17 protein-coding genes are annotated in these 20019 nt (G+C 66.9%); 9 read left to right on the forward strand and 8 right to left on the reverse strand.

Translation table 11 applies throughout. The features are described from left to right. Positions 1–4: 4 nt before the first annotated feature. Positions 5–1294: an acyl-CoA dehydrogenase family protein gene (locus K3A84_RS14785; RefSeq protein WP_225010115.1), complete on the forward strand. Its 1290-nt coding sequence runs from the start codon at positions 5–7 to the stop codon at positions 1292–1294. 125 nt (positions 1295–1419) lie between these two features. On the opposite strand, the gene metK is transcribed toward K3A84_RS14785, so the two are convergent. The 6 genes from metK to hisS all read right to left on the reverse strand — a co-directional run bounded on the left by metK (position 1420) and on the right by hisS (position 8681). Next, complete coding sequence (gene metK, locus K3A84_RS14790) at positions 1420–2646, reverse strand: methionine adenosyltransferase (RefSeq protein WP_225010116.1); 1227 nt, start codon at positions 2644–2646, stop codon at positions 1420–1422. Positions 2647–2706: 60 nt separating this feature from the next. After that, positions 2707–4278 carry an apolipoprotein N-acyltransferase gene (gene lnt, locus K3A84_RS14795; RefSeq protein WP_225010117.1) on the reverse strand — a complete coding sequence of 524 codons (1572 nt, stop codon included), beginning with the start codon at positions 4276–4278 and terminating at the stop codon, positions 2707–2709. A 111-nt stretch (positions 4279–4389) separates the two neighbouring features. Beyond that, positions 4390–5292, reverse strand: coding sequence for a DUF4167 domain-containing protein (locus K3A84_RS14800; protein WP_225010118.1), 903 nt, complete (start codon positions 5290–5292; stop codon positions 4390–4392). 202 nt (positions 5293–5494) lie between these two features. After that, positions 5495–6367, reverse strand: coding sequence for a peptide chain release factor N(5)-glutamine methyltransferase (gene prmC / locus K3A84_RS14805; RefSeq protein WP_225010119.1), 873 nt, complete (start codon positions 6365–6367; stop codon positions 5495–5497). Next, positions 6364–7428: a peptide chain release factor 1 gene (gene prfA / locus K3A84_RS14810; RefSeq protein WP_225010120.1), complete on the reverse strand. Its 1065-nt coding sequence runs from the start codon at positions 7426–7428 to the stop codon at positions 6364–6366. Before prfA ends, prmC begins: the two co-directional genes overlap by 4 nt. Beyond that, positions 7428–8681, reverse strand: a complete 1254-nt coding sequence (gene hisS / locus K3A84_RS14815) for a histidine--tRNA ligase (protein ID WP_225010121.1) — start codon at positions 8679–8681, stop codon at positions 7428–7430. Before hisS ends, prfA begins: the two co-directional genes overlap by 1 nt. Positions 8682–8851: 170 nt before the next feature. Between hisS and K3A84_RS14820 the strand changes: the two genes are divergently transcribed. From K3A84_RS14820 to K3A84_RS14845, 6 genes are all read left to right on the forward strand, one after another. After that, complete coding sequence (locus K3A84_RS14820; RefSeq protein ID WP_225010122.1) at positions 8852–10054, forward strand: aromatic ring-hydroxylating oxygenase subunit alpha; 1203 nt, start codon at positions 8852–8854, stop codon at positions 10052–10054. A 22-nt stretch (positions 10055–10076) separates the two neighbouring features. Then, a complete protein-coding gene (locus tag K3A84_RS14825) occupies positions 10077–11354 on the forward strand; it encodes an aromatic ring-hydroxylating oxygenase subunit alpha (protein WP_225010123.1) in 1278 nt (425 codons plus the stop codon). Between the two features lie 68 nt (positions 11355–11422). After that, positions 11423–12832: an FAD-dependent oxidoreductase gene (locus K3A84_RS14830; RefSeq protein WP_225010124.1), complete on the forward strand. Its 1410-nt coding sequence runs from the start codon at positions 11423–11425 to the stop codon at positions 12830–12832. 17 nt (positions 12833–12849) lie between these two features. Next, on the forward strand, positions 12850–13863 hold the full coding sequence (locus K3A84_RS14835; protein WP_225010125.1) for an NADP-dependent oxidoreductase: 1014 nt from the start codon (positions 12850–12852) through the stop codon (positions 13861–13863). After that, entirely contained in the window at positions 13863–14183 is a 321-nt protein-coding gene (locus tag K3A84_RS14840; protein ID WP_225010126.1) for an NIPSNAP family protein, read from the forward strand. The genes K3A84_RS14835 and K3A84_RS14840 overlap by 1 nt, the downstream gene beginning before the upstream one ends. Further along, the gene (locus K3A84_RS14845; protein ID WP_225010127.1) at positions 14180–14725 is read left to right on the forward strand and encodes a VOC family protein; all 546 of its coding nucleotides are present in this window, start codon (positions 14180–14182) and stop codon (positions 14723–14725) included. The genes K3A84_RS14840 and K3A84_RS14845 overlap by 4 nt, the downstream gene beginning before the upstream one ends. Here K3A84_RS14845 and K3A84_RS14850 read toward each other — a convergent pair. Next, positions 14712–15476 carry a TetR/AcrR family transcriptional regulator gene (locus tag K3A84_RS14850; protein ID WP_225010128.1) on the reverse strand — a complete coding sequence of 255 codons (765 nt, stop codon included), beginning with the start codon at positions 15474–15476 and terminating at the stop codon, positions 14712–14714. The two genes, K3A84_RS14845 and K3A84_RS14850, sit on opposite strands and share 14 nt — an antisense overlap. Positions 15477–15616: 140 nt before the next feature. Between K3A84_RS14850 and K3A84_RS14855 the strand changes: the two genes are divergently transcribed. Beyond that, positions 15617–16552 (forward strand): SDR family oxidoreductase, encoded by a 936-nt coding sequence (locus K3A84_RS14855; protein WP_225010129.1) that lies wholly within the window; start codon positions 15617–15619, stop codon positions 16550–16552. Positions 16553–16556: 4 nt separating this feature from the next. On the opposite strand, the gene K3A84_RS14860 is transcribed toward K3A84_RS14855, so the two are convergent. Further along, positions 16557–17339 (reverse strand): TetR/AcrR family transcriptional regulator, encoded by a 783-nt coding sequence (locus tag K3A84_RS14860; RefSeq protein WP_225010130.1) that lies wholly within the window; start codon positions 17337–17339, stop codon positions 16557–16559. A 178-nt stretch (positions 17340–17517) separates the two neighbouring features. Between K3A84_RS14860 and K3A84_RS14865 the strand changes: the two genes are divergently transcribed. Then, complete coding sequence (locus K3A84_RS14865; RefSeq protein WP_225010131.1) at positions 17518–19992, forward strand: TonB-dependent receptor; 2475 nt, start codon at positions 17518–17520, stop codon at positions 19990–19992. Positions 19993–20019 lie beyond the last annotated feature (27 nt).

Below are 20019 nucleotides of genomic sequence, written 5' to 3' on the forward strand. Positions count from 1 at the left end.
ATTGATGGACTTCGACCTGCCGCAGGACCTGCTGGACTACCTTGACGAACTCGACGCCTTCATCGCCGCCGAGATCAAGCCGCTGGAGGAGCAGGACGACAACATCCGCTTCTTCGACCACCGCCGCGAATGGGCGCGCACCGATTTCGAGAACGGCGGCTTGCCGCGCCACGAATGGGAAGCCCTGCTGGTCGAAGCGACCAAGCGCGCCGACGCCGCCGGCCACTGGCGCTTTTCCGCGCCCGCCAAGTACAAGGGCAAGGACGGCTCGAACCTGTGGATGGCGGTGATCCGCGACAAGTTCGCCGCCAAGGGCCTCGGCCTGCACAACGACCTGCAGAACGAACACTCGATCGTCGGTAACTTCCCGTTCGTCGCCATGTTCGAGCATTTCGGCACCGAGGAACAGCAGAAGGAATTCATCTTCGGCGGCTTTGAGCGCACCCGCCGCACCGCCTTCGGCCTGACCGAGCCGGAGCACGGCTCGGACGCGACGCACATGGAAACCCGCGCGGTGCGCGAACAGCGTGATGGCGTCGATGGCTGGCTCATCAACGGCGAGAAGATGTGGACCACGGGGATGCACGTCGCCACCCACGTCGCCACGTTCTGCCGCACCTCGGGCGAGGATGGCGCGGCGCGCGGCATCACCTGCCTGCTCGTGCCCGCCGATGCGCCGGGGCTGAAGGTCGAGGAGTACCTCTGGACCTTCAACATGCCGACCGACCACCCGCGCGTGTCGTTCACCAACGTCTGGGTGCCGGAAAGCGCGGCGCTCGGCCCGGTCGACGGCGGCCTCGCCATCGCGCAGTCGTTCGTGCACCAGAACCGCATCCGCCAGGCGGCCTCGTCGCTGGGCGCGGCCACGTTCTGCATCGAACAGTCGGTGGACTATGCCCGCGCCCGCAAGCCCTTCGGCGAGGATCTGGCGCGCAACCAGGCGATCCAGTTCCCGCTCGTGGAACTCGCCACCCAGTGCGAGATGCTGCGCGCGCTGATCTACAAGACCGCGTGGCAGATGGACCGCATGGAGCACAAGCAGGTCGAACGCGACCTGTCGGACAAGATCTCGATGTGCAACTACTGGGCGAACCGGCTGTGCTGCGAAGCGGCCGACCGCGCGATCCAGGTCCATGGCGGTATCGGCTATTCGCGCCACAAGCCGTTCGAGCACATCTATCGCCACCACCGTCGCTACCGCATCACCGAAGGCGCGGAAGAGATCCAGATGCGCAAGGTGGCCGGCTACCTGTTCGGCTACATGGGGCCGAAGAAGGCGAAGTACGCGAAGTAGGAAGCCGTTGCGGGCGTGGGCGATAGCCCACCCCGCCGCGACTGGCGACAGCTGGCCCAGGCAGTGAAAAGGGGCGGTGGCCACATGGCCCCGCCCCTTTCTTGTTTCAGCGCGTGGACCGAAGGTCAGCCCGCGACGGCGGCCTTGAGGTCGTCGACGAGGTCGGTCTTTTCCCACGGGAAGAAGTCGCCTTCGGGCGTGCGGCCGAAGTGGCCATAGGCCGCAGTCCGCGCATAGATCGGCTTGTTGAGGCCGAGGTGTGTGCGGATGCTGCGCGGGGTCAGGCCGCCGAGGCGCGAGATGCCCAGGATCGCCTGTTCGATCTTGTCGTCGGGCACGGTGCCGGTTTCGTGGGTGTCGACATAGAGCGACAGCGGCTGCGACACGCCGATCGCATAGGCGATCTGGATCGTGCAGCGCGTGGCAAGGCCCGACGCGACCACGTTCTTGGCGAGGTAGCGCGTGATGTAGGCCGCCGAACGGTCGACCTTGGTCGGGTCCTTGCCCGAAAACGCGCCGCCGCCGTGCGGAGCCGCGCCGCCGTAGGTATCGACGATGATCTTGCGTCCCGTCAGTCCGGCGTCGCCATCAGGGCCGCCGATCTCGAACGCGCCGGTCGGATTGATGTAGTACTTGGTCTCGCGCAGCAGCACCGGCGGGATCACCTCGGCCACCACCTTCTTCACATAGGCTTCCAGCTCGGCATACTTGGCCGGATCGGCGTGCTCGCCGGTCAGGCAGTAGCCCTGCTTGTGCTGGGTCGAGACGACCACGGCCGTCGCGGCCACGGGCAGCGAGCCTTCGTAGCGCAGTGTGACCTGGCTCTTGGCGTCGGGTTCGAGGAACGGCGCCGCGCCCGAATGGCGGTCGGCGGCCATGCGTTCGAGGATCTTGTGGCTGTAATACAGCGTCGCGGGCATCAGGTCGGGCGTTTCGTCGGTGGCGTAACCGAACATGATGCCCTGGTCGCCCGCGCCTTCGTCCTTGTTGTCGCCCGCATCCACGCCCTGCGCGATTTCGCTCGACTGGCCGTGCAGGTTGTTCTCGAAGCGGAAGGTCTGCCAGTGGAAGCCTGCCTGCTCATAGCCGATGCGCTTGACCGTCTGGCGCACCGCTTGTTCGACTTCCTCGGGCACGCCGGGCGCCCATTCGCCGTCCTCGTAAATCCCCTTGCCGCGGATTTCGCCCGCCAGCACGACCAGCTGCGTCGTGGTCAGCGTTTCGCAGGCGATGCGCGCTTCGGGGTCCTTCGACAGGAACAGGTCGACGATCGAGTCGCTGATCTGGTCGGCAACCTTGTCGGGGTGGCCTTCGGAAACGCTTTCGGAAGTGAACAGGTAGTCGCTGCGCATGGGACGAGTCCGATTTTTGAGGTGCGGAGACCGATATAAAGAAACCTTTATGTTGGTCCTCTAGCCGACAGGCTTACGCCTTGCAACCAGCGCGATGACAAGAAGAACTGTCGCCCATGCAAGGGGAAGCGCATTGCCGGTGCGTGCAAACAGCGTCGCCGCGTGGGCCGGTGGCACCATGCCGTCCAGCCGCCCCGCCATGTTGCGGCCCACGTGCTGGCGCACCACGCCATCGGCGTCGATCACCGCGCTGATCCCGGTGGTGGTGGCGCGCAGCACCGGCAGGCCTTCCTCGATCGCGCGCAACCGCGCCTGCGCCAGATGCTGGGGCGGGCCCCAGCTGCCGAACCAGCCGTCGTTCGAGGGATTGAAGATGTAATCGGGCCGATGCGCGCGATCGACCACCTGGCCTGAAAAGATGATCTCGTAGCAGATCTGGAAGCCTGCCTTGCCATAGGTGCCGAAGTCCATCGTGCGCGGGCCCGGCCCGGCGAAGAAATCGAGCTGTCCCGCCACCAGCCGCGACAGGCCGAGCGGCCCGAGAATGTCGCGCATCGGCAGGTATTCGCCATAAGGCACCAGGTGTGCCTTGGCGTAGGAGCCGCGAATCGTGCCTTGTCCGTCGAGCGCGGTGATGACGTTCCACGCGCCTGTGACCTGCCGTCTGCGGTCCATCGCGAGGTCGACCGCGCCGGTCAGCAACAGCGCGTTGGGCCCGATGACCCGCCCGATTCGCGCCCGCGCCATGTCCGGATCTCCGGCATAAGTCGTCTGCGCGTACCAGTAGGGATCATAGCCCGGCTGCAGGTAGTCGGGCACCGCGCTTTCGGGCCACAGCACCAGCCGCGGCTGCTTCGGATCGTGCGCCAGCGACAACGCGGCGATGCGCTGGAACTGGCCTTCGAACAGGCGCGGGTCGTTGATCTGGTCCTGCTGCAGGTCTGGCTGAACCAGCGTGTAGGGGAGGGAGCCCTGTTCACCGTGGCCGCGGAGCGGCAGCAGGAACAGCACGGCCGGCAGCGCGGTATAGGCTGCAGCGGCCATCTTCTGTCCTTTGATCCATGCCCGCGCGGCGAACAGCCACTGCCCCGCCAGCAGCGCGACCAGCCCCGAGAGCGCATAGGTGCCAAGCCAGGGCGCCAGAGCGGCGAGGCCGGGCCGTGCGAAGCCGCCCAGCGTCACCACGCCCAGCGGGTTCCAGGCAAAGCCGGAGAACGCCCAGCTGCGCAGCCATTCGGTGATGATCCAGCAGGCGGCGAATGCCGGGACCATCGCCGCCTTCCAGCGCCGTGCCGCGATCCAGGCGCCCATCGCGGCCAGCGCCGGAAACACCGCGAGGTAGAGCGACAGCAGCACCACCGCGATCCAGCCCAGCCAGGCGGGCATGTTGGCCTGATAGGTGAAAGCCGTCGCGATCCAGCCATTGCCAACGCTGAAGTGGCCGACGCCGAACAGCCAGCCCACGAGGAAGGCCCGCCAGCGCCCGGACTGGTGCTCGACCAGCGTGATCAGCCCGGCAAGGCAGGCCAGCGTCACCGGCCACAGTCCCAGCGGCTGGAACCCCGTCGCGGCCAGCGCGCCCAGCGTCAGGGGGATAAGGGCGGTACGAGATTTTCGGAAAAGGCGCGTCATCGTCCCTCGGGCGAAGGCTGGAGGTGCCCTGCGCCTATGAACGGCAAGGGGGCCGATCGCAAGCGATCGACCCCCCGGTCATGTTCCCGATGAATTGTGGGCCCGCCGCGCTCAACCTTCGGCCGAAGCGGCTTCCGGGGCGGGCGTCTTGCGCGGGCGGCCGCGGCGCTTGGGTGCGGGGGCGTCTTCTGCCGCCGGCGTGGGGGCGGCTTCGGCGGGGGCTTGGTCGATGGCATCGCTGCGCGGGCCGAAGGCGGGCGGCAGGCTGGCCGGATCAAGACCCGACGGCGGCGCTGCGTCCTCGCCCGCATCGCGGCGACGGCGGTCGGTGCGTGGCTTCAGCCCACGCGACGGGCGCGGTTCGCGGATGAACGGGTTGTCCGACACGTCGCTGATCGGCTCGCCTTCGGCGGCGCGGACGCCTTCGCCGGGCACGGCTTCGGCCGCCGGAGTCTCGGCAGCTTCGACACGCGGCTGGTCCTGGCGGCGGGGCCGTTCGTTCCGCTCGCTGCGTTCCGGGCGGTCGCCGCGATTGTCTTCGCGGCGGTTTTCGTCCCTGCGCGGCTCGTCCCTGCGACCTTCCTCGCGCCCTTCGCGGCGCGGGCCCTCGTCGCGGCGCTGTTCTTCGCGGCGCGATTGCGGGCGGTCGAAGGCGGGGAAATCGCTTTCGACGCTGAAGTCGTCGCCATCGCTGTCGGCGTCGGCATCCTGCCAGCGATCACCGGCAACGCCGCCGGTCTGGCGTGCGCGCTGTTCTTCCTGGCGGACGCGCGTATCGGCGATCACGCGGAAATAGTGGTCGGCGAACTGGAGGTAGTATTCTGCCTGGACGCGGTCGCCGTTGAGATGGGCGTCCTGCGCAAGCTTGCGATACTTCTCCAGCAACTGGGGCGCGTTGCCGCGCGCCCGGCTGTCGATGCGGTTGAGCTGCTGCCCGCCACCGCCGCCTTGCGGACGGTTGTTGCCCCGACCGCGCCTGCGGTTGTTGTTGTTGTTGCCACGATTGTTGTTCAACTCAGGCACTTCCTTGTCTGGGGCGGTCGTTCTGGTCCTGTCGGAACACCGATGCCGCGCAACCCTCCGCCACGGCATCGCAGCCTGCGATCCGTGCATCCCAGCACTTGCCCGCCGTCGGTCCGGTTGACCGATGATACCCGCAAATGGTGGAGTAGGCCGGGACGGGAAGCCTCCATCCGTCGCCCTGCCTGTTTCCTAATTAGGCAACGCCCTGCGCCTTGCCAAGTGCTATTTGGCCGTTTCGGCGCATTTCCACCGCCCTTTCGCGTCCTCCAAGGTCATGATGCAAACGTGTGACAAGGCCGTTCCCTTCGGCCAGGGCTGTCACATCAGCGCCTTGCGTCCACCCGATCTCGACCAGCGCGATGCCATCGCGGCCGAGCAGCGCGGGTATCAGCGGCACAAGCAGGCGGTAGTCGTCCAGGCCGTCATCGCCTGCGAACAGCGCGCTGGCGGGCTCGAAATCGCGTACCGAAGGCGCCAGCGGCTCGGCCGTTTCGATATAGGGGGGATTGGCGAGGATCAGGTCGAACGTGCCGAGCCCTGCGGCCCAGCCGGCTTGCGTCCAGTCGCCCGCGCGCATGTCTGCCCGTTCGCCCATCCCGAGCGCCTGGGCATTGCGCCGCGCCACGGCCAGCGCGCCGGACGAGCGTTCCAGCCCCAGCCCTTGCGCCTGCGGCCAGAGCGACAGCGCCGCCAGCAGCAATGCGCCCGATCCGGTGCCGAGGTCGAGCACGCGCGCGGGGCCGGGGGTGCCCTCGAACGCCTCGCGCGCGGCTTCGACCAGCGTCTCGCTGTCGCTGCGCGGGATCAGCACGTCGGGACCGACTTCGAAATCGAGCCCGTAGAACTCCTGATGGCCGGTGATGTAGGCCACCGGCTCGGCGCACAGGCGGCGTTCGATCAGCGCCGCGAAGGCGTCCGGCGCATCGCTGCCCATGTGGCGCAGGATCACGTCGGTGCGCGAACAGCCCAGCGCGTGGGCCATCAGCACTTCGGCATCGAGCCGCGCGGTGTCGCTTGCCTCCGCCAGCCGCGTCGTGGCTTGCCGCAACGCCTCGGAGACGATCACGCGTCCATCGCCGCGAGGCGCTTGGCCTGGTCCTCGGCGATCAGCGCGTCGACCAGTTCGCCAAGGCCGGGGCCTTCGAGCACTTCGGGCAGGCGGTGCAGCGTCAGGTTGATGCGGTGGTCGGTGACGCGCCCCTGCGGGAAATTGTAGGTGCGGATGCGCTCGCTGCGGTCGCCAGATCCGACCATCGCCTTGCGTGCTTCGGCCTCGGCGCCTTGCGCCTCGTCGCGCATCTTTTCGTAAAGGCGCGTGCGCAGCACCTGCATCGCCTTGGCCTTGTTCTTGTGCTGGCTGCGCTCGTCCTGGCAGATCACCACGAGGCCGCTGGGCAAGTGGGTGATGCGCACGGCGGAATCGGTGGTGTTGACGTGCTGCCCGCCCGCGCCGCTCGCGCGGTAGATGTCGATCTTGAGGTCCTTGTCCTCGATCTGGACATCGACCTCGTCCGGCTCGGGCAGGATCGCCACGGTCGCGGCGCTGGTGTGGATGCGCCCGCCCGATTCGGTCACCGGCACGCGCTGCACGCGGTGGACGCCGCTTTCGAACTTGAGGCGGGCGAACACGCCCTGCCCGGCGATGTTGGCGACCACTTCCTTGAAGCCGCCCAGCTCGTTGGCGTTGGCGCTGATCACCTCGACCCGCCAGCCCTGTTCGGCGGCGAAGCGTTCGTACATGCGGAACAGGTCGGCGGCGAACAGCGCGGCTTCATCGCCGCCTGTGCCGGCGCGGATTTCCAGCATTGCGGGCCGCGCATCGGCAGTGTCGCGCGGCAGCATGGCGATGGACAGGCTGTGTTCGGCTTGCGGCAGTTCGGCCTTGAGTCGGGCGATCTCTTCCTCGGCCAGTTCGCGCATTTCCGGATCATCGAGCTGGGCGAGGCTCGCCAGCTCGCCGCGCATCGCGCGCACTTGCTCCGCCACGCGCGCCACCGGCTCCAGCTCGGCATAGTCGCGGCTGGCGGCGATGAAGTCCGCGCCTTCGAGCGTGCCCGATGCCAGCCGCGCCTCCAGCTCGGCAAAACGCGCGATGATCTGGCCAAGGCGCTGGTCGGAAACGCTCATCAGGCGGAAAGGTGCGCCGGAATCGCGTGGAGCGCGACGCGCGCCTGTTCGCCCGTGCCCAGGTTCTTGACCATGGCCTCGCCCGCCGCCAGTTCGTCGTCGCCTACGATCAGCGCGAAGCGCGCGCCGCTTTCGTTGGCGCGGCTCATGCGCTTCTTCATGTTGCCGCGAAAGCCCATCTCGACCACCAGGCCGCCCCGGCGCAACGTGGCGGCAAGGCCCATGCAGGCCGCTTCTGCCGCCGCGCCCATCGGCACGATGGCCACGTCGGCGGCGGGTTCCTTCACCTCACGAGCGTCGGCCACCAGCATCGCCAGCCGCTCGATCCCGGCTGCCCAGCCGACCGCCGGGGTGGCTGCGCCGCCAAGCGCTTCCATCAGTCCGTCATAGCGCCCGCCGCCGAGCACGGTGCCCTGCGCACCCAAGCGGTCGGTGACGAATTCGAACGCGGTGTGGCGATAGTAATCGAGGCCGCGCACCAGCGCCGGCGCGCGCGTCCATGCGACGCCCGCCGCATCGAGGCCGCCCGTCACCTTGGCAAAGAAGTCCTGCGCCTCGTCGGACAGGAACGCGTCGATCTTCGGCGCCTCGGCGGTGAACGGCTTGTCGCGCGGGTCCTTGGAATCGAGGATGCGCAGCGGGTTGCGCTCCAGCCGGTCCTGCGAATCTTCGGACAGCGCGGCCTTGTGGGTGCGGAAATAGTCGATCAGCGCGGCGCGCCAGGCTTCGCGGCTGGCGGCATCGCCCAGCGTGTTGAGCTGGAGTGTCACGCCGTCCGCGATGCCCAGTTCCTTGAGCAACTGGTCGGCCATCACCAGCAGCTCGACGTCGGCCTGCGGCTCGCCCGCGCCGATCACTTCGGCGTCGATCTGGTGGAACTGGCGATAGCGGCCCTTCTGCGGGCGTTCATAACGGAACAGCGGCCCGTGCGTCGCGATCTTCAGCGGGGCGTGCTGCTGCCAGCCGTTGGTCAGGAACGCGCGCGCGAGGCCCGCGGTGAACTCCGGGCGCAGCGTCAGCGATTCGCCGCCGCGGTCCTCGAACGAATACATTTCCTTGGAAACGACGTCGGTCGTCTCGCCCAGCGAGCGGCTGAACACGGCGGTCTTTTCGAACACCGGCATTTCCACCCGGCGAAAGCGGTAGAGCTTGCGCACGCGTTCGAAGGTTTCGACGACGAAGCCGAAAGCCTCGGCATCGGCGCCGAAGATGTCCTGCGTGCCACGGATGGCCTGGGGTGTTTCCTTGCTCATGACGCGCGCCGATAGCGCCAAAGCGGGTTCGGGGAAAGAGCGGGCCAAGGCACGGCTGCGGGCCATGAAACCTGCATGTCAGATTGTTTTTCGCGCGGGGGCCTGCAAATCGCATTGACGCCCCGCGATTTCAGAACGTATCACACGGACTACATTTCAGGGAGAGTCCGATGACGGCCATGGAAAACCCGGATATCGCCCGCGTGATGCGGCACAGCGTGCAGCACGCCCGCGACAACACCTATGAGCTGGTCGACGAGATCCTCAAGGTGCCTGCCTCCAACTACACCGACCCTGCGCGTTTCAAGCTGGAGGTCGACCGCATCTTCCGCCGTCTGCCGCTGATGCTCGCCCCTTCGTGCGAGATTCCCAATCCCGGCGATTTCAAGACGATGGACGTCTGCGGCGTGCCTGTGCTGCTGACGCGCGGGCAGGATGGCAAGGTCCGCTCGTTCATCAACAGCTGCACGCATCGCGGCACCAACGTCGCCACCGCGCCCACCGGCAATGCCCGTCGCTTCACCTGTCCCTACCACGGCTGGACCTTCGGGCAGGACGGCGCGCTGCTCGCGGTGGCCGCCGCCGCGGATTTCGGCGAAGTGGACAAGTCGTGCCTCAGCCTGAAGGCGCTGCCCGTGGCCGAGCGCGCCGGGCTGATCTTCGGCAGCATAGATCCCAAGTCTACGCTCGACATCGACGATTTCCTGTGCGGCTACGATGCGCTGCTCGAAGCCTTCAACTTCAAGGACTGGCACTTCTTTTCGAGCCGCACGCTGCGCGGGCCGAACTGGAAGATCGCCTATGACGGCTATCTCGATTTCTACCACCTGCCGGTGCTGCACAAGGACACGCTGAACGCGACCGGCATGCTGGGCAACCGAGCGCACTATCACGCCTGGGGGCCGCACCAGCGGCTGGTGGCACCCGATCGCGCTGCGCGCGAACTGGGAACCAGGCCCGAAAGCGAGTGGACCGACGACCTCGTGCTCAACGGGGTGTGGACGATCTTCCCTTCAATCTCGATCGCCAGCTTCAACGGCGGCGGGCGCGGGGTGATGATCTCGCAGCTGCTGCCGGGCGAGGCCGTGGGCGAATCCTGGACACGGCAGATCTACATCATGGAAAAGAAGCCGAGCGAGGACCAGGAAGCCGCCGCGCACGAACAGTTCGCGTTCCTCGAAGTGGTGGTCCGCGACGAGGACTACGACACGGGCCTGCGCCAGCAGCGCGCGCTCGATCACGGCACGCTCGATGTCGTGCTGTTCGGCCGCAACGAAGGGGGGGCGCAAGCCTTCCACAAGTGGACCGACAAGCTGATCGCCGCTGCGGACGAGGAGCTGCCCGCGCTGTTCCCGCCCTTGGCCGCCGAATAAGCGACAGCAGGAGAGAACGACCGTGGACCAGGCCGAAGTCGCGAAAATCCGCGCGTTGATGGAATACGAGGCGGCCCGCACCGCCCCGCCGCGCGCATTCCCCAAGCTGCCCGACCTTCCCGGCGGGCGCTACACCGACCCGCGCTTTGCCGAGCTGGAGCGCGATCACCTGTGGCGCAAGTCGTGGCTGCTGGCCGCGCACATGGACGAGATTCCGCGGGCCGGTTCGTTCAAGCTGTGGGAGATGGCGGGGCAACCCATCGTGCTGGTCCACGCCCGCTCCGGCGAGGTCAACGCCTTCTACAACACCTGCAGCCATCGCGGCGCGCCGGTCGTGACGAAGGAAAGCGGGCGCAGCGCACGGCTGACCTGCAAGTACCACGGCTGGGTCTATGACGACGAGGGCAAGCTCTGCTCGATCCGCGATGCGGAAGACTTCGACGATCTCGACTTCTCGTGCCGTTCGCTGCGCAAGGTGCGCTGCGAACGCTTCGGGCAGCTGGTCTTCGTCAATTTCTCGCAGGAAGGGCCGAGCCTTGCCGAATGGATCGGCGACATCGCGGAGGAATGGGCCGAGTTCCGCTTCGACGCGATCCGGCTGGTCGATCACCAGGTCTGGGATCTCGACTGCAACTGGAAGATCGCGATGGAGGCGAACATGGAAGTCTACCATGTTCCCAACATCCATCCGACCACGGTGGCGGTGGGGCTGGACCATCGCCGCAACGTCAATTCGTTCTACCCGCACGGCCACGGCCGGATGATCGCGCCGGGCTGGGACAAGAGCGAGGGATCGAGCTATCGCGCGGCGAAAGTCGATGGCGTCGACCGGCTGATGTTCGATGGCGTGGGCGAGATCGGGCGCACGTGTACGCAATCGTACAACCTGTTCCCCAACTGGGTCTCGCCGCTCGCGCCGCAGGGCTATTTCGTGCTGAACTTCTGGCCCAACGGCCTGAACAAATCGAAGATGGAGGTCTGGTGGTTCGGCCCGGACTGGGGCGAGGGGCCGCGACCGGCCTATTGGGACACGACCATCACGTATCTCGACAGCGTGCTGCGCGAAGATACCGAATTTGGCGTGTGGATCCAGAAGAGCCAGGAATCCTATGGCTTTGCCGGTGTTCCGCTGAGCTATCAGGAAGCGCGCATCTATCACTGGCACCAGGCGGCCGACGCCTTGATCGGCGCGGACCATATTCCGCCCGAATTGCGCGTCGCGCCGGTCATGGGGCCGGAATGGGTCGTACCCAACGATCCGCGTCTGGATGAAATGGCGCTGCAACAGGCGGCCGAATAGACCGCGATCCGAAAAGCGGACGCCGCAAGACTGGACCGGCGGGCGGGCTGCGCCCGGGGGAGAGAGACATGGCTGAATGGGATGAAACCGTCGATGTCGTGATCGTCGGACAAGGTGTCGCGGGCACTTGCGCCGCGCTGGAAGCGCACCGCGCGGGCGCCGACGTGCTCGTGATCGAGCGCGCTTCGGCCGGCGGCGGTGCCAGTGCATTGTCCGAAGGCATCTTCTACCTTGGCGGAGGCACCCCGGTGCAGCAGACCTGCGGTTACGAGGACAGCGCAGAGGATATGTTCCGCTTCCTGCGCGCCAGCACCTCGCATCCCGACGATGTCGTCGTGCGTACGTTCGCGGACGGCGCGCTGGAGCACTTTGCGTGGCTCGAGGCGCAGGGCGTGCCCTTCACCCGTACCGGCTTTTCCGGCAAGGCCGTCTCGCTCAAGACCGCCGATTGCCTGCTGACCACCGGCAACGAGAAGATCTGGCCGTACAAGGATCAGGCCCGCCCCGTCGCGCGCGGCCACCAGGCGCGCAGCGACGAGGTCAACGGCGGCCTCTCCGCCATGCGCGCGCTGCTGGCGCGCAGCGAACAGGAAGGTATCCGTGTGCGCTGCGACACGGCAGTGACCGAACTGGTCACCGACGCCGATGGCGCAGTCGTTGGCGTGGTCGCGCGGACCGCCGGAGAGCCCGAGCGTCGTATTGCCGCGCGGCGGGGCGTGATCATCGCAACGGGCAGCTTCACCAACAATGCCGATCTGGTGCGTCGCTGGCTGCCTCTGCTCAGCCCCACCAGCCAACCGCTGGGCATTCCATCGAACGACGGTGCGGGGCTGGCACTGGCGGAACAGGCCGGCGGTGTGCTTGCCGCGATGGACGGGGTGATCGCCACGGCGTCGCTCTACCCGCCCGAAGACCTGATCAAGGGCATCGTCGTGAACGCGCGCGGCGAACGTTTCGTGGCAGAGGATGTCTACCATGGACGCCTCGCCGGATTCATCATGGAGCAGCCGGGACAGAAGGCCTGGCTGATCGTCGACAGCGAGATCTTCGCTTATCCCGGAACGGGGCACGCGCTGGTCGACGGGTTCGAACGCGTCGACGAGATCGGCCCGGCACTGGGCCTGCCCGAAGGCGTGTTGGAAGCGACACTTGCGCGCTACAATACCGATGCCGCCAATGGCGAGGACACGGCGTTCCACAAGCAGCCACCGTGGATCAAGGCGCTCGACAAGCCGCCCTATGCCGCGTTCGACATCTCGTTCGATCGTTCGTCCTATCACTACATCACGCTGGGCGGGATCGACACCGATGCGCGCGCGCATCCTCGATGCGGCGGGCAAGGCAATCCCGGGCCTTTACGCCGCGGGGGCCTGCGCCGCGCATATTCCGCGTTCCGGCAAGGAATACGCCAGCGGACTCAGTCTCGGACCCGGCTCGTTCTTCGGCCGTGTCGCAGGACGCGAGGCCGCGGCGCATGAGGCAAGGAAGGCCGCCGATGCAACTGCGTAACCGACAGTGGAAGATTGCGGGACGCCCGGTCGGGCGCGACGTGACCGAGGCCGATTTCGCCAGCGACGAAGTGCCCGCCCGCGCGCCTGAAGAGGGCGAGGTGCTGGTGCGCGTCGATCTGCTCGCCTTCGAACCCGCCATGAAGGGCTGGATGGAGAACATCGGCGGCTATGTCGCGCGCACCGAGATCGGCGACGTGATGCGCGGCAGCGGCGTGGGTACGGTGATCGAAAGCCGTGCGCCGGGCTTCACGCCGGGGATGCAGGTGACCGGGCCGATGGGCTGGCAGGATTATGCCACGGTCGCGGCGGGCGAGTTGCGTGGCGTCGCCAATCCGGCGCGGCCATCGGATGATCTGGGCGTGCTCGGCATCGTCGGGCTGACCGCCTATTGCGGGTTCAAGGCGATCGGGCAGCCCTTTCCCGGCGACACGGTGATGATCACCGGCGCGGCGGGCGCGGTGGGCTCGATCGTCGGGCAGATCGCGCGGATCGGCGGGTGCCGGGTGATCGGCGTTGCGGGCGGGCCGGACAAGTGCCGGATGCTGGTCGAAGAGTACGGCCTCGACGCCGCGATCGACTATCGCGCGGACGATTTCGCGGCGCAAGTCGCGGCCCATGCGCCCACCGGCATCGACGTGGTGTGGGACAATGTCGGCGGCACGATCCTCAACACGCTGCTCGGCAACCTTGCCATGAACGCGCGCGTGGTGATCTGCGGCGGCATCTCGCGCTCCAAGACCGGCGGGATGCCGGTGGGGCCGGAGAACTACTTCAACCTGGTGTTCAAGCGCGCGACGATGCGCGGCTTCATCCTCAACGATCACGAAGCGCTGTTCGATGAAGCGCGTCGCCGCATGGGCCAGTGGCTGGCCGATGGCCGGCTGGTCGCGCGCGAGGACATCCAGCACGGCTTCGACAATGCCCCGCGCACGCTCATGCGGCTGTTTTCGGGCGCCAACACCGGCAAGCAACTGCTGCGCTTCGAGGAGGACCGCTGATGACCGTCTACATGCAATCGACGCTCGAACTGCGCGCGGGCGACATGACCGAGTTCGAGGCGGTGATGAAGGAGCTGGTCGCCGTGGTCGAAGCCGAAGGCTGGCGGCTGATCACCGCGATCTCGCAGATCAGCGGCCGCCTCCATACCGCCATCGACGTGTGGTCGATGCCGGACCTGTCCGCCTACGAGCGCGGCCTTGGTGCGTTGCGCGGCAACCCGCGCTTCCCCGCGATGGCGCAGGCACTAGCCGCCGCGATCGAGCGCGAGACGGTGGTGTTCGGCGTGCGCGCGCCCTGGGTGCCGGAAGGCCGCGAATGAGCGCGCCTGCGCCCAAGGACAGTCTCGCCGGGCTCGGCCCGGTGATGCAGCTGTCGTTCTGCCCGGCGGACTACGACGCGGCGCTGGAGCACTGGATTTCGCTGGGCGCGGGGCCGTTCTTCGAGATGCACCACGTCGCGCTCGAAAACGTGAAGTTCCGGGGCCAGCCCAGCGGAATCGATTTCTCGATGGCGCTGGGATATCTGGGCGACATCCAGATCGAGCTGATCCGCCAGCACAACGATGCCCCGTCGATGTACACCGAATGGCGCGCGCAAGGGCGCGAAGGGTTGCAGCACATGTGCGTGCTGGTCGACGACATTGCCGAGGCGCGGCGGCGCGTGGCGGCGCAGGGCGGCACGGTGCTGCAGGAAGGCGAGCTTCCCGGCGGTGCGGGGGCGGTGATCTATGTCGATACGGGGGGTGGCCCCGGCACGGTGATGGAATATCTCCAGATCGGCGAGGCGGGGCGGCAGGGCTTCGCCATGATGCGCGAGGCGCACCGCACGTGGGATGGCAGCGATCCCGTCAGGGGGCGCTGACACTCTCGGCCGCCGCTCGGCGCGGTTCGACGCGCGGCACCGACATGTCCGCGACCGAGGCGATGGTGCCGGTAGCGCCCAGTTCTCCCAGCAGGGCGGCGGCTTCCTCGGCCAGTGGGCCCTGCACCGCGCCGATCAGGATCATCAGCATGTTCTCGACCAGCGTCGGCAGGTAGCGCGCATCGGGCAGGCGGCCCAGGCACCAGTCGTTGATCGTGGCGTATTGCACGTCGGCCAGCGAGCGCGCGAAATGGCCGATGTCGATCCAGTCGCCGATATCCGACTTGCGCTGGTCGAGCCACAGCAGGTTGCCGCGCAGCGACATGTCGAGCAGCGTTTCCCACACGTCCTGCGGCGTGCCCGGCGCGAAGTACAGCGCGCAGACCGCCGCGGTGTAGTTGCGGACGTGGAAGTTGCGGCGGTTGATGGCGACCGTGCGCGACAGCCAGCCGGTCAACGCCACCGGGTCGCTGGTCTGGCGCACGAAGGTCGAATATTCGTCGAAGGCTTCGCGGATCGCCAGCGCGATCAGCCGGTCCTTGTTGTGGAAGGCGTTGTAGAGCGTGCGCTGCGCCACCTCGGCGCGCTGGCACAGCTTGCGGATGCTGAACCCGTCGATACCGTCCTCGGCCAGCATTCGCCGCGCTTCCTTCAGCATTCGCCGCCTGCGGGCAAGGATCTGCGGGCTGGCGTAGAGCAGCGGGCGATCGGGATGCGGCGCCAGCGGCGCGGGCGCCAGTTCGCGGGTCATGTCGATCGTCTTCCCTTTCCGTCCGTGCCTATCATTTTCGGCAGATGCGCGCGCAATGCAAGAGGCTTGCGATTCAAAAGTATCTCGCGCACTATCTTTTAGGCAGGCGCACAACGCGCGAATCCTCGGGAGAGACGGCAATGCGGACAGTCGCGGTGATCGGCGCCAGCGGGCGCCAGGGCGGAGCGCAAGTGCGCCAACTGGTGAAGGCCGGGTTCAACGTGCGGGCGATCTCGCGTTCGCCCGATCCCTTCTATGGCGAAGCGCAGCCCGAGACGGTCACGGTCGTTCCGGCCGACCTCTATGACGAGGGCTCGCTGGTCGCCGCGTTCGAAGGCGCGGACGCGGTGTTCCACACGCATCCCCTGCGTGCGCGCGCCGACCGCGCGACGATTGCGGGCTCCGTGGGCCGCGCGGCCAAGCAGGCGGGCGTCAGCCGAGTCGTCTGGAATACCTCGAGCTGGATCCCCGATCGTCCGGGCGATCCGCACACGTACGCGGGCAATACGGCGGGCATCAACGCGCTGTTCCGCAGCGGCGTGGGCGCCACGGTGTTCGGTTCGGTGCTGTTCATGGACAACCTGCTGACCAACTGGGCGCGCCCCTTCATCGTCAACGAAGGCCGCTTCGTCTATGCCCACAAGCCCGAGACCGAGGCCAACTGGATCAGCCTCGACGACGTCGCCCGGATCATGATCCATTCGCTCGACCGGCCCGACATGGAAGGCGCCTGGATGAACATCGGTGGCCCTGAACGCCTGCGTCCGCCGCAACTGGCCGAGGCGCTTTCCACCGCCGTCGGCCGCGAAGTGCGCTATGACGCGTGCAGCCCCCACGAATTCGCGCGCTACCTCGCCAACGCCTATGGCGATGCCATGAGCAAGGAGGAGCAGGACGCCACGATCGACCAGATCGGCAAGTTCTACGAATACAACATCAGCGCCCCGACGCGCCCGTTCGAGGTCGACAGCGAGGAAATGCAGCGTCGCATTCCGGTGGAGCTGGAAACCTTCGCCGACTGGGCGAAGCGGCAGGACTGGCGCAACACCAACGCGCCCCGTCCGCCCGCGGGCTGATCGATCAGGCCGCCGCGTCGTCCTCGCGCGGCGGCAGCCACGTCGGCAGGGGAAAGCTCGGCACGTCGCCGGTCCGCTTGATGTCGAGCAGATAGGCGCGCGCGTCCTCGCGCACGGGGCCGCACAGCGCGCCGATCAGCAGCAGCAGCATCCGCTCGATCAACTGCGGCAGGTATTCCTCGTCGCTGATCCGGCCCAGCGTCCAGTTGTTGATCGTGGCGTACTGGAGGTTCGCCATCGTCGTGGCGAGGTGCTCCGGGCTGACCCAGGGCTGCAGTTCCCCGCGCGCGGCAGCCGCCTCCAGCCACTCGGTCAGCCAGCCCACCGACATCGCCCGCAGCGTTTCCCACACGTCGCGCGGCGTGCTGGGGCCAAAGTAGATCGCCACCACCGCGCGCGTGTAGTTGCGGACCCTCAGGTTGCGGCGGTTGATGGCGATGGTGCGGTCGAGCATTCCGGCCAGCGTGTCGGCCTCGGTGCGATAGCGCACGTGGTCGTTGAAGGCGTCGTAGGCCTCGCGGATGGCCAGCGCGATCACCCGGTCCTTGGTGTGGAACGCGTTGTAGAGCGTGCGCTGCGCCACTTCGGCGCGGCGGCAGAGCTGGCGCACGCTGAAGTTTTCCAGCCCGCTTTCGGCAATCATGTGCCGGGCCTCGCGCAGCAGCCGCCGTCGCCGCTCCAGGATGAGCGGGCTGACATAGAGCAGCGGCTTCTCGGGATGGGCGTCGAGCAGGTCGCGTGACGCCGTTTCGCGAGCCGTTGCCAGGGGGCGTGCGGCTTTCGACATGGAACCTCCCGTTTCGTCCATCGGGACGGCGTTGTCCAGATCCTATCAAAATGCGCACGCTCTGCATAATGTGTTTGTGCAGGGCATGAAAATTGATACACGTATTCCACCGGCGGCACGCCGGAACCGGACTCGGATACTCAAACCGGGCCGCAAGGAAACAAAGGAGGGGAGGCCCATGCGGCACTCGGATCGTTTTCGACTCTCGTTTCTGACCACCACGGCCAGCGGCACCATCGCTGCTGCGGCCCTGGGCTTCGCGGCCCCGGCTTTCGCCGAAGATCAGCGCCCCGCCGATGCGGCGGCAGAAGCCTCGAACGTCGGCGTGGAAGACATCATCGTCACCGCCCGCCGCCGCAGCGAAAGCGTGCAGGACATTCCGGTCGCGGTGCAGGCGATCAGCGCGCAAACCGTGCAGGCGCGCGACCTGACGAGCCTTGAAAAGATCGCCGCCGCCACCCCGCAATTCACGGTCGCGCGCGCCTCGAACGGCGCGGGCGCACAGCTCACCATGCGCGGTATCGGCTCGTCGGCCACCTCGATCGGCATCGAACAGTCGGTCGCGATCGTGGTCGACAACGTCTATTACGGCCAGGGCCGCGTCATCAACGAAGGCTTCTTCGACCTCGCCCGCGTAGAAATCCTCAAGGGTCCGCAGGCGCTGTTCTTCGGCAAGAATGCCACCGCGGGCGTGATCAGCCTGACCACCGCCGATCCCGGCAAGGAGCGCGAGATCATCGCGCGCGCCGGATACGAACTGAACGCGCAGCAGCTTTACGGCGAACTCGTCTATTCCACCCCGCTCAGCGATTCGCTGGGCCTGCGCCTTGCCGTGCGCGGCTCGAAGATGTTCGGCGGTTACTATCGCAACGCGGCGGGCGTGCAGTCCTACCCCACGTTCGATGTCGCCACGCTGACCAGCAACCCGCACACGGCCGCGCCTTCCGCCAAGGACCAGCCGGCCGAGCGCGAGCTGATCGGGCGCATGACACTGAAGTACGATCCGGGCAACCGCCTGACCATGACGCTCAAGGCCTCGGGTTCGTACAACGAGACCGACGGCAACGGCTGGAACTATTCCGCCGTGCGCTGCCCCACGGGTGCCACCGCGCTCAACCCCGCCTACAAGTGCGAGGGCGGCTTCCGGCTTTACCAGAACAACATGCCGACCGACATCGCGCAGGCCACGCCCTATGCGCGCGACAACGGCGAGCTGTACAACCTCTACAAATCGTGGGCCGTCACCGGCACGGTCAACTACGACCTCGACAACGTGACGCTCAACTCGGTCACCAACTACAACTGGAACAACAACAAGTTCACCTGCGACTGCGACTTCCTCGGCGGCGGCGTTTGGGCGACCGAGAACGCCACCTACCACGCCTTCAGCCAGGAAATCCGCGCGCTGACCAAGTTCGATTCGCCGGTCAACGTGATGGTTGGCGGCCTCTACCAGAAGACCAAGCGCGAGTTCTTCCAGGCGGTGCTGTTCGCCAATATCGAAAACTCGGCTGCGCCCACCGGCATGCGCTATGTCGCCTATGCCAAGGATTCGCAGACCGATGGCGAGACCTGGTCAGCCTATGGTCAGGCGATCTGGAAGGTCCTGCCCGATGTCGAAGCGACCGCGGGCGTGCGCTACACCCACGAAACCAAGACGAGCTATTTCACCCAGCCTTACGTCAACCCGGCGCTGACCGGGATCTTCCGCCCGCAGAGCGCGGCGACGAACGGCACGCTCTATGGGGACCAGAAGTTCGACGACTGGTCGCCGGACGTTACCATCAGCTGGAAGCCGACAACCGGCGTAATGCTCTATGGCGCGTACAAGACCGCGTACAAGTCGGGCGGCTTCTCCAACAGCGCGATCAACTCCTCGCTGGTGACCAACAACCCGTCGGGCGACCTTGCGTTCAATCCCGAACGCGGGCGTGGCTTCGAAGCGGGGATCAAGACCACGCTGTTCGACCGCCAGCTGCGCGCCAACCTGACGCTGTACAACTTCAAGTACACCGACCTGCAGATCGATTACTTCAACGCGCAGGTCTTTTCCTATGTGACCTACAACGCCGGCGCTGCGCGGTCGAAGGGTGTGGAGCTTGAGCTGGAATATGCGCCGAGCCAGGCGCCCGGTCTCTCGCTCCATGGCACGCTCAACTACAACAAGGCGCGCTATGAAAACTTCATCGCGCCGTGCTGGTCGGGCCAGAGCATCGCCGCAGGCTGTTCGCTTACCACCACCGATGGCCAGCCGCGTCAGGACCTGAGCGGCAAGCCCACCGCCGCCGCGCCGGAGTGGACCGCCACGGCGGGCATTTCCTACGAAACCGAGGTTGGCAGCGGGCTGAAGATCGGCGGTAACGTCGATACCCGCACGACCAGCTCCTACCTCGGCTCCAGCTTCGGCGATCCCTATACCCGGCAGAAGGCCTATGCCGTGCTCGATGCCGGGTTCCACATCGGCGCGGCGGACGATCGCTGGCAACTGGCCGTGCTGGGCAAGAACCTGACGAACAAGTTCTACTTCATCGGTGGCGGCACCGCGCCGCTGACCGGGGCAGGCACCGGCACCGATCACGCCAAGCTGGGCGATATCATCGGCTACGGCTCGATGCCGCGCACGGTCAGGGTGCAGGCGACCTTCCGATACTGACGCAAACCGGGGAGGGGCAGACACGAG

The sequence above is a fragment of the Novosphingobium percolationis genome, assembly GCF_020179425.1.
Taxonomy (GTDB): domain Bacteria; phylum Pseudomonadota; class Alphaproteobacteria; order Sphingomonadales; family Sphingomonadaceae; genus Novosphingobium; species Novosphingobium percolationis.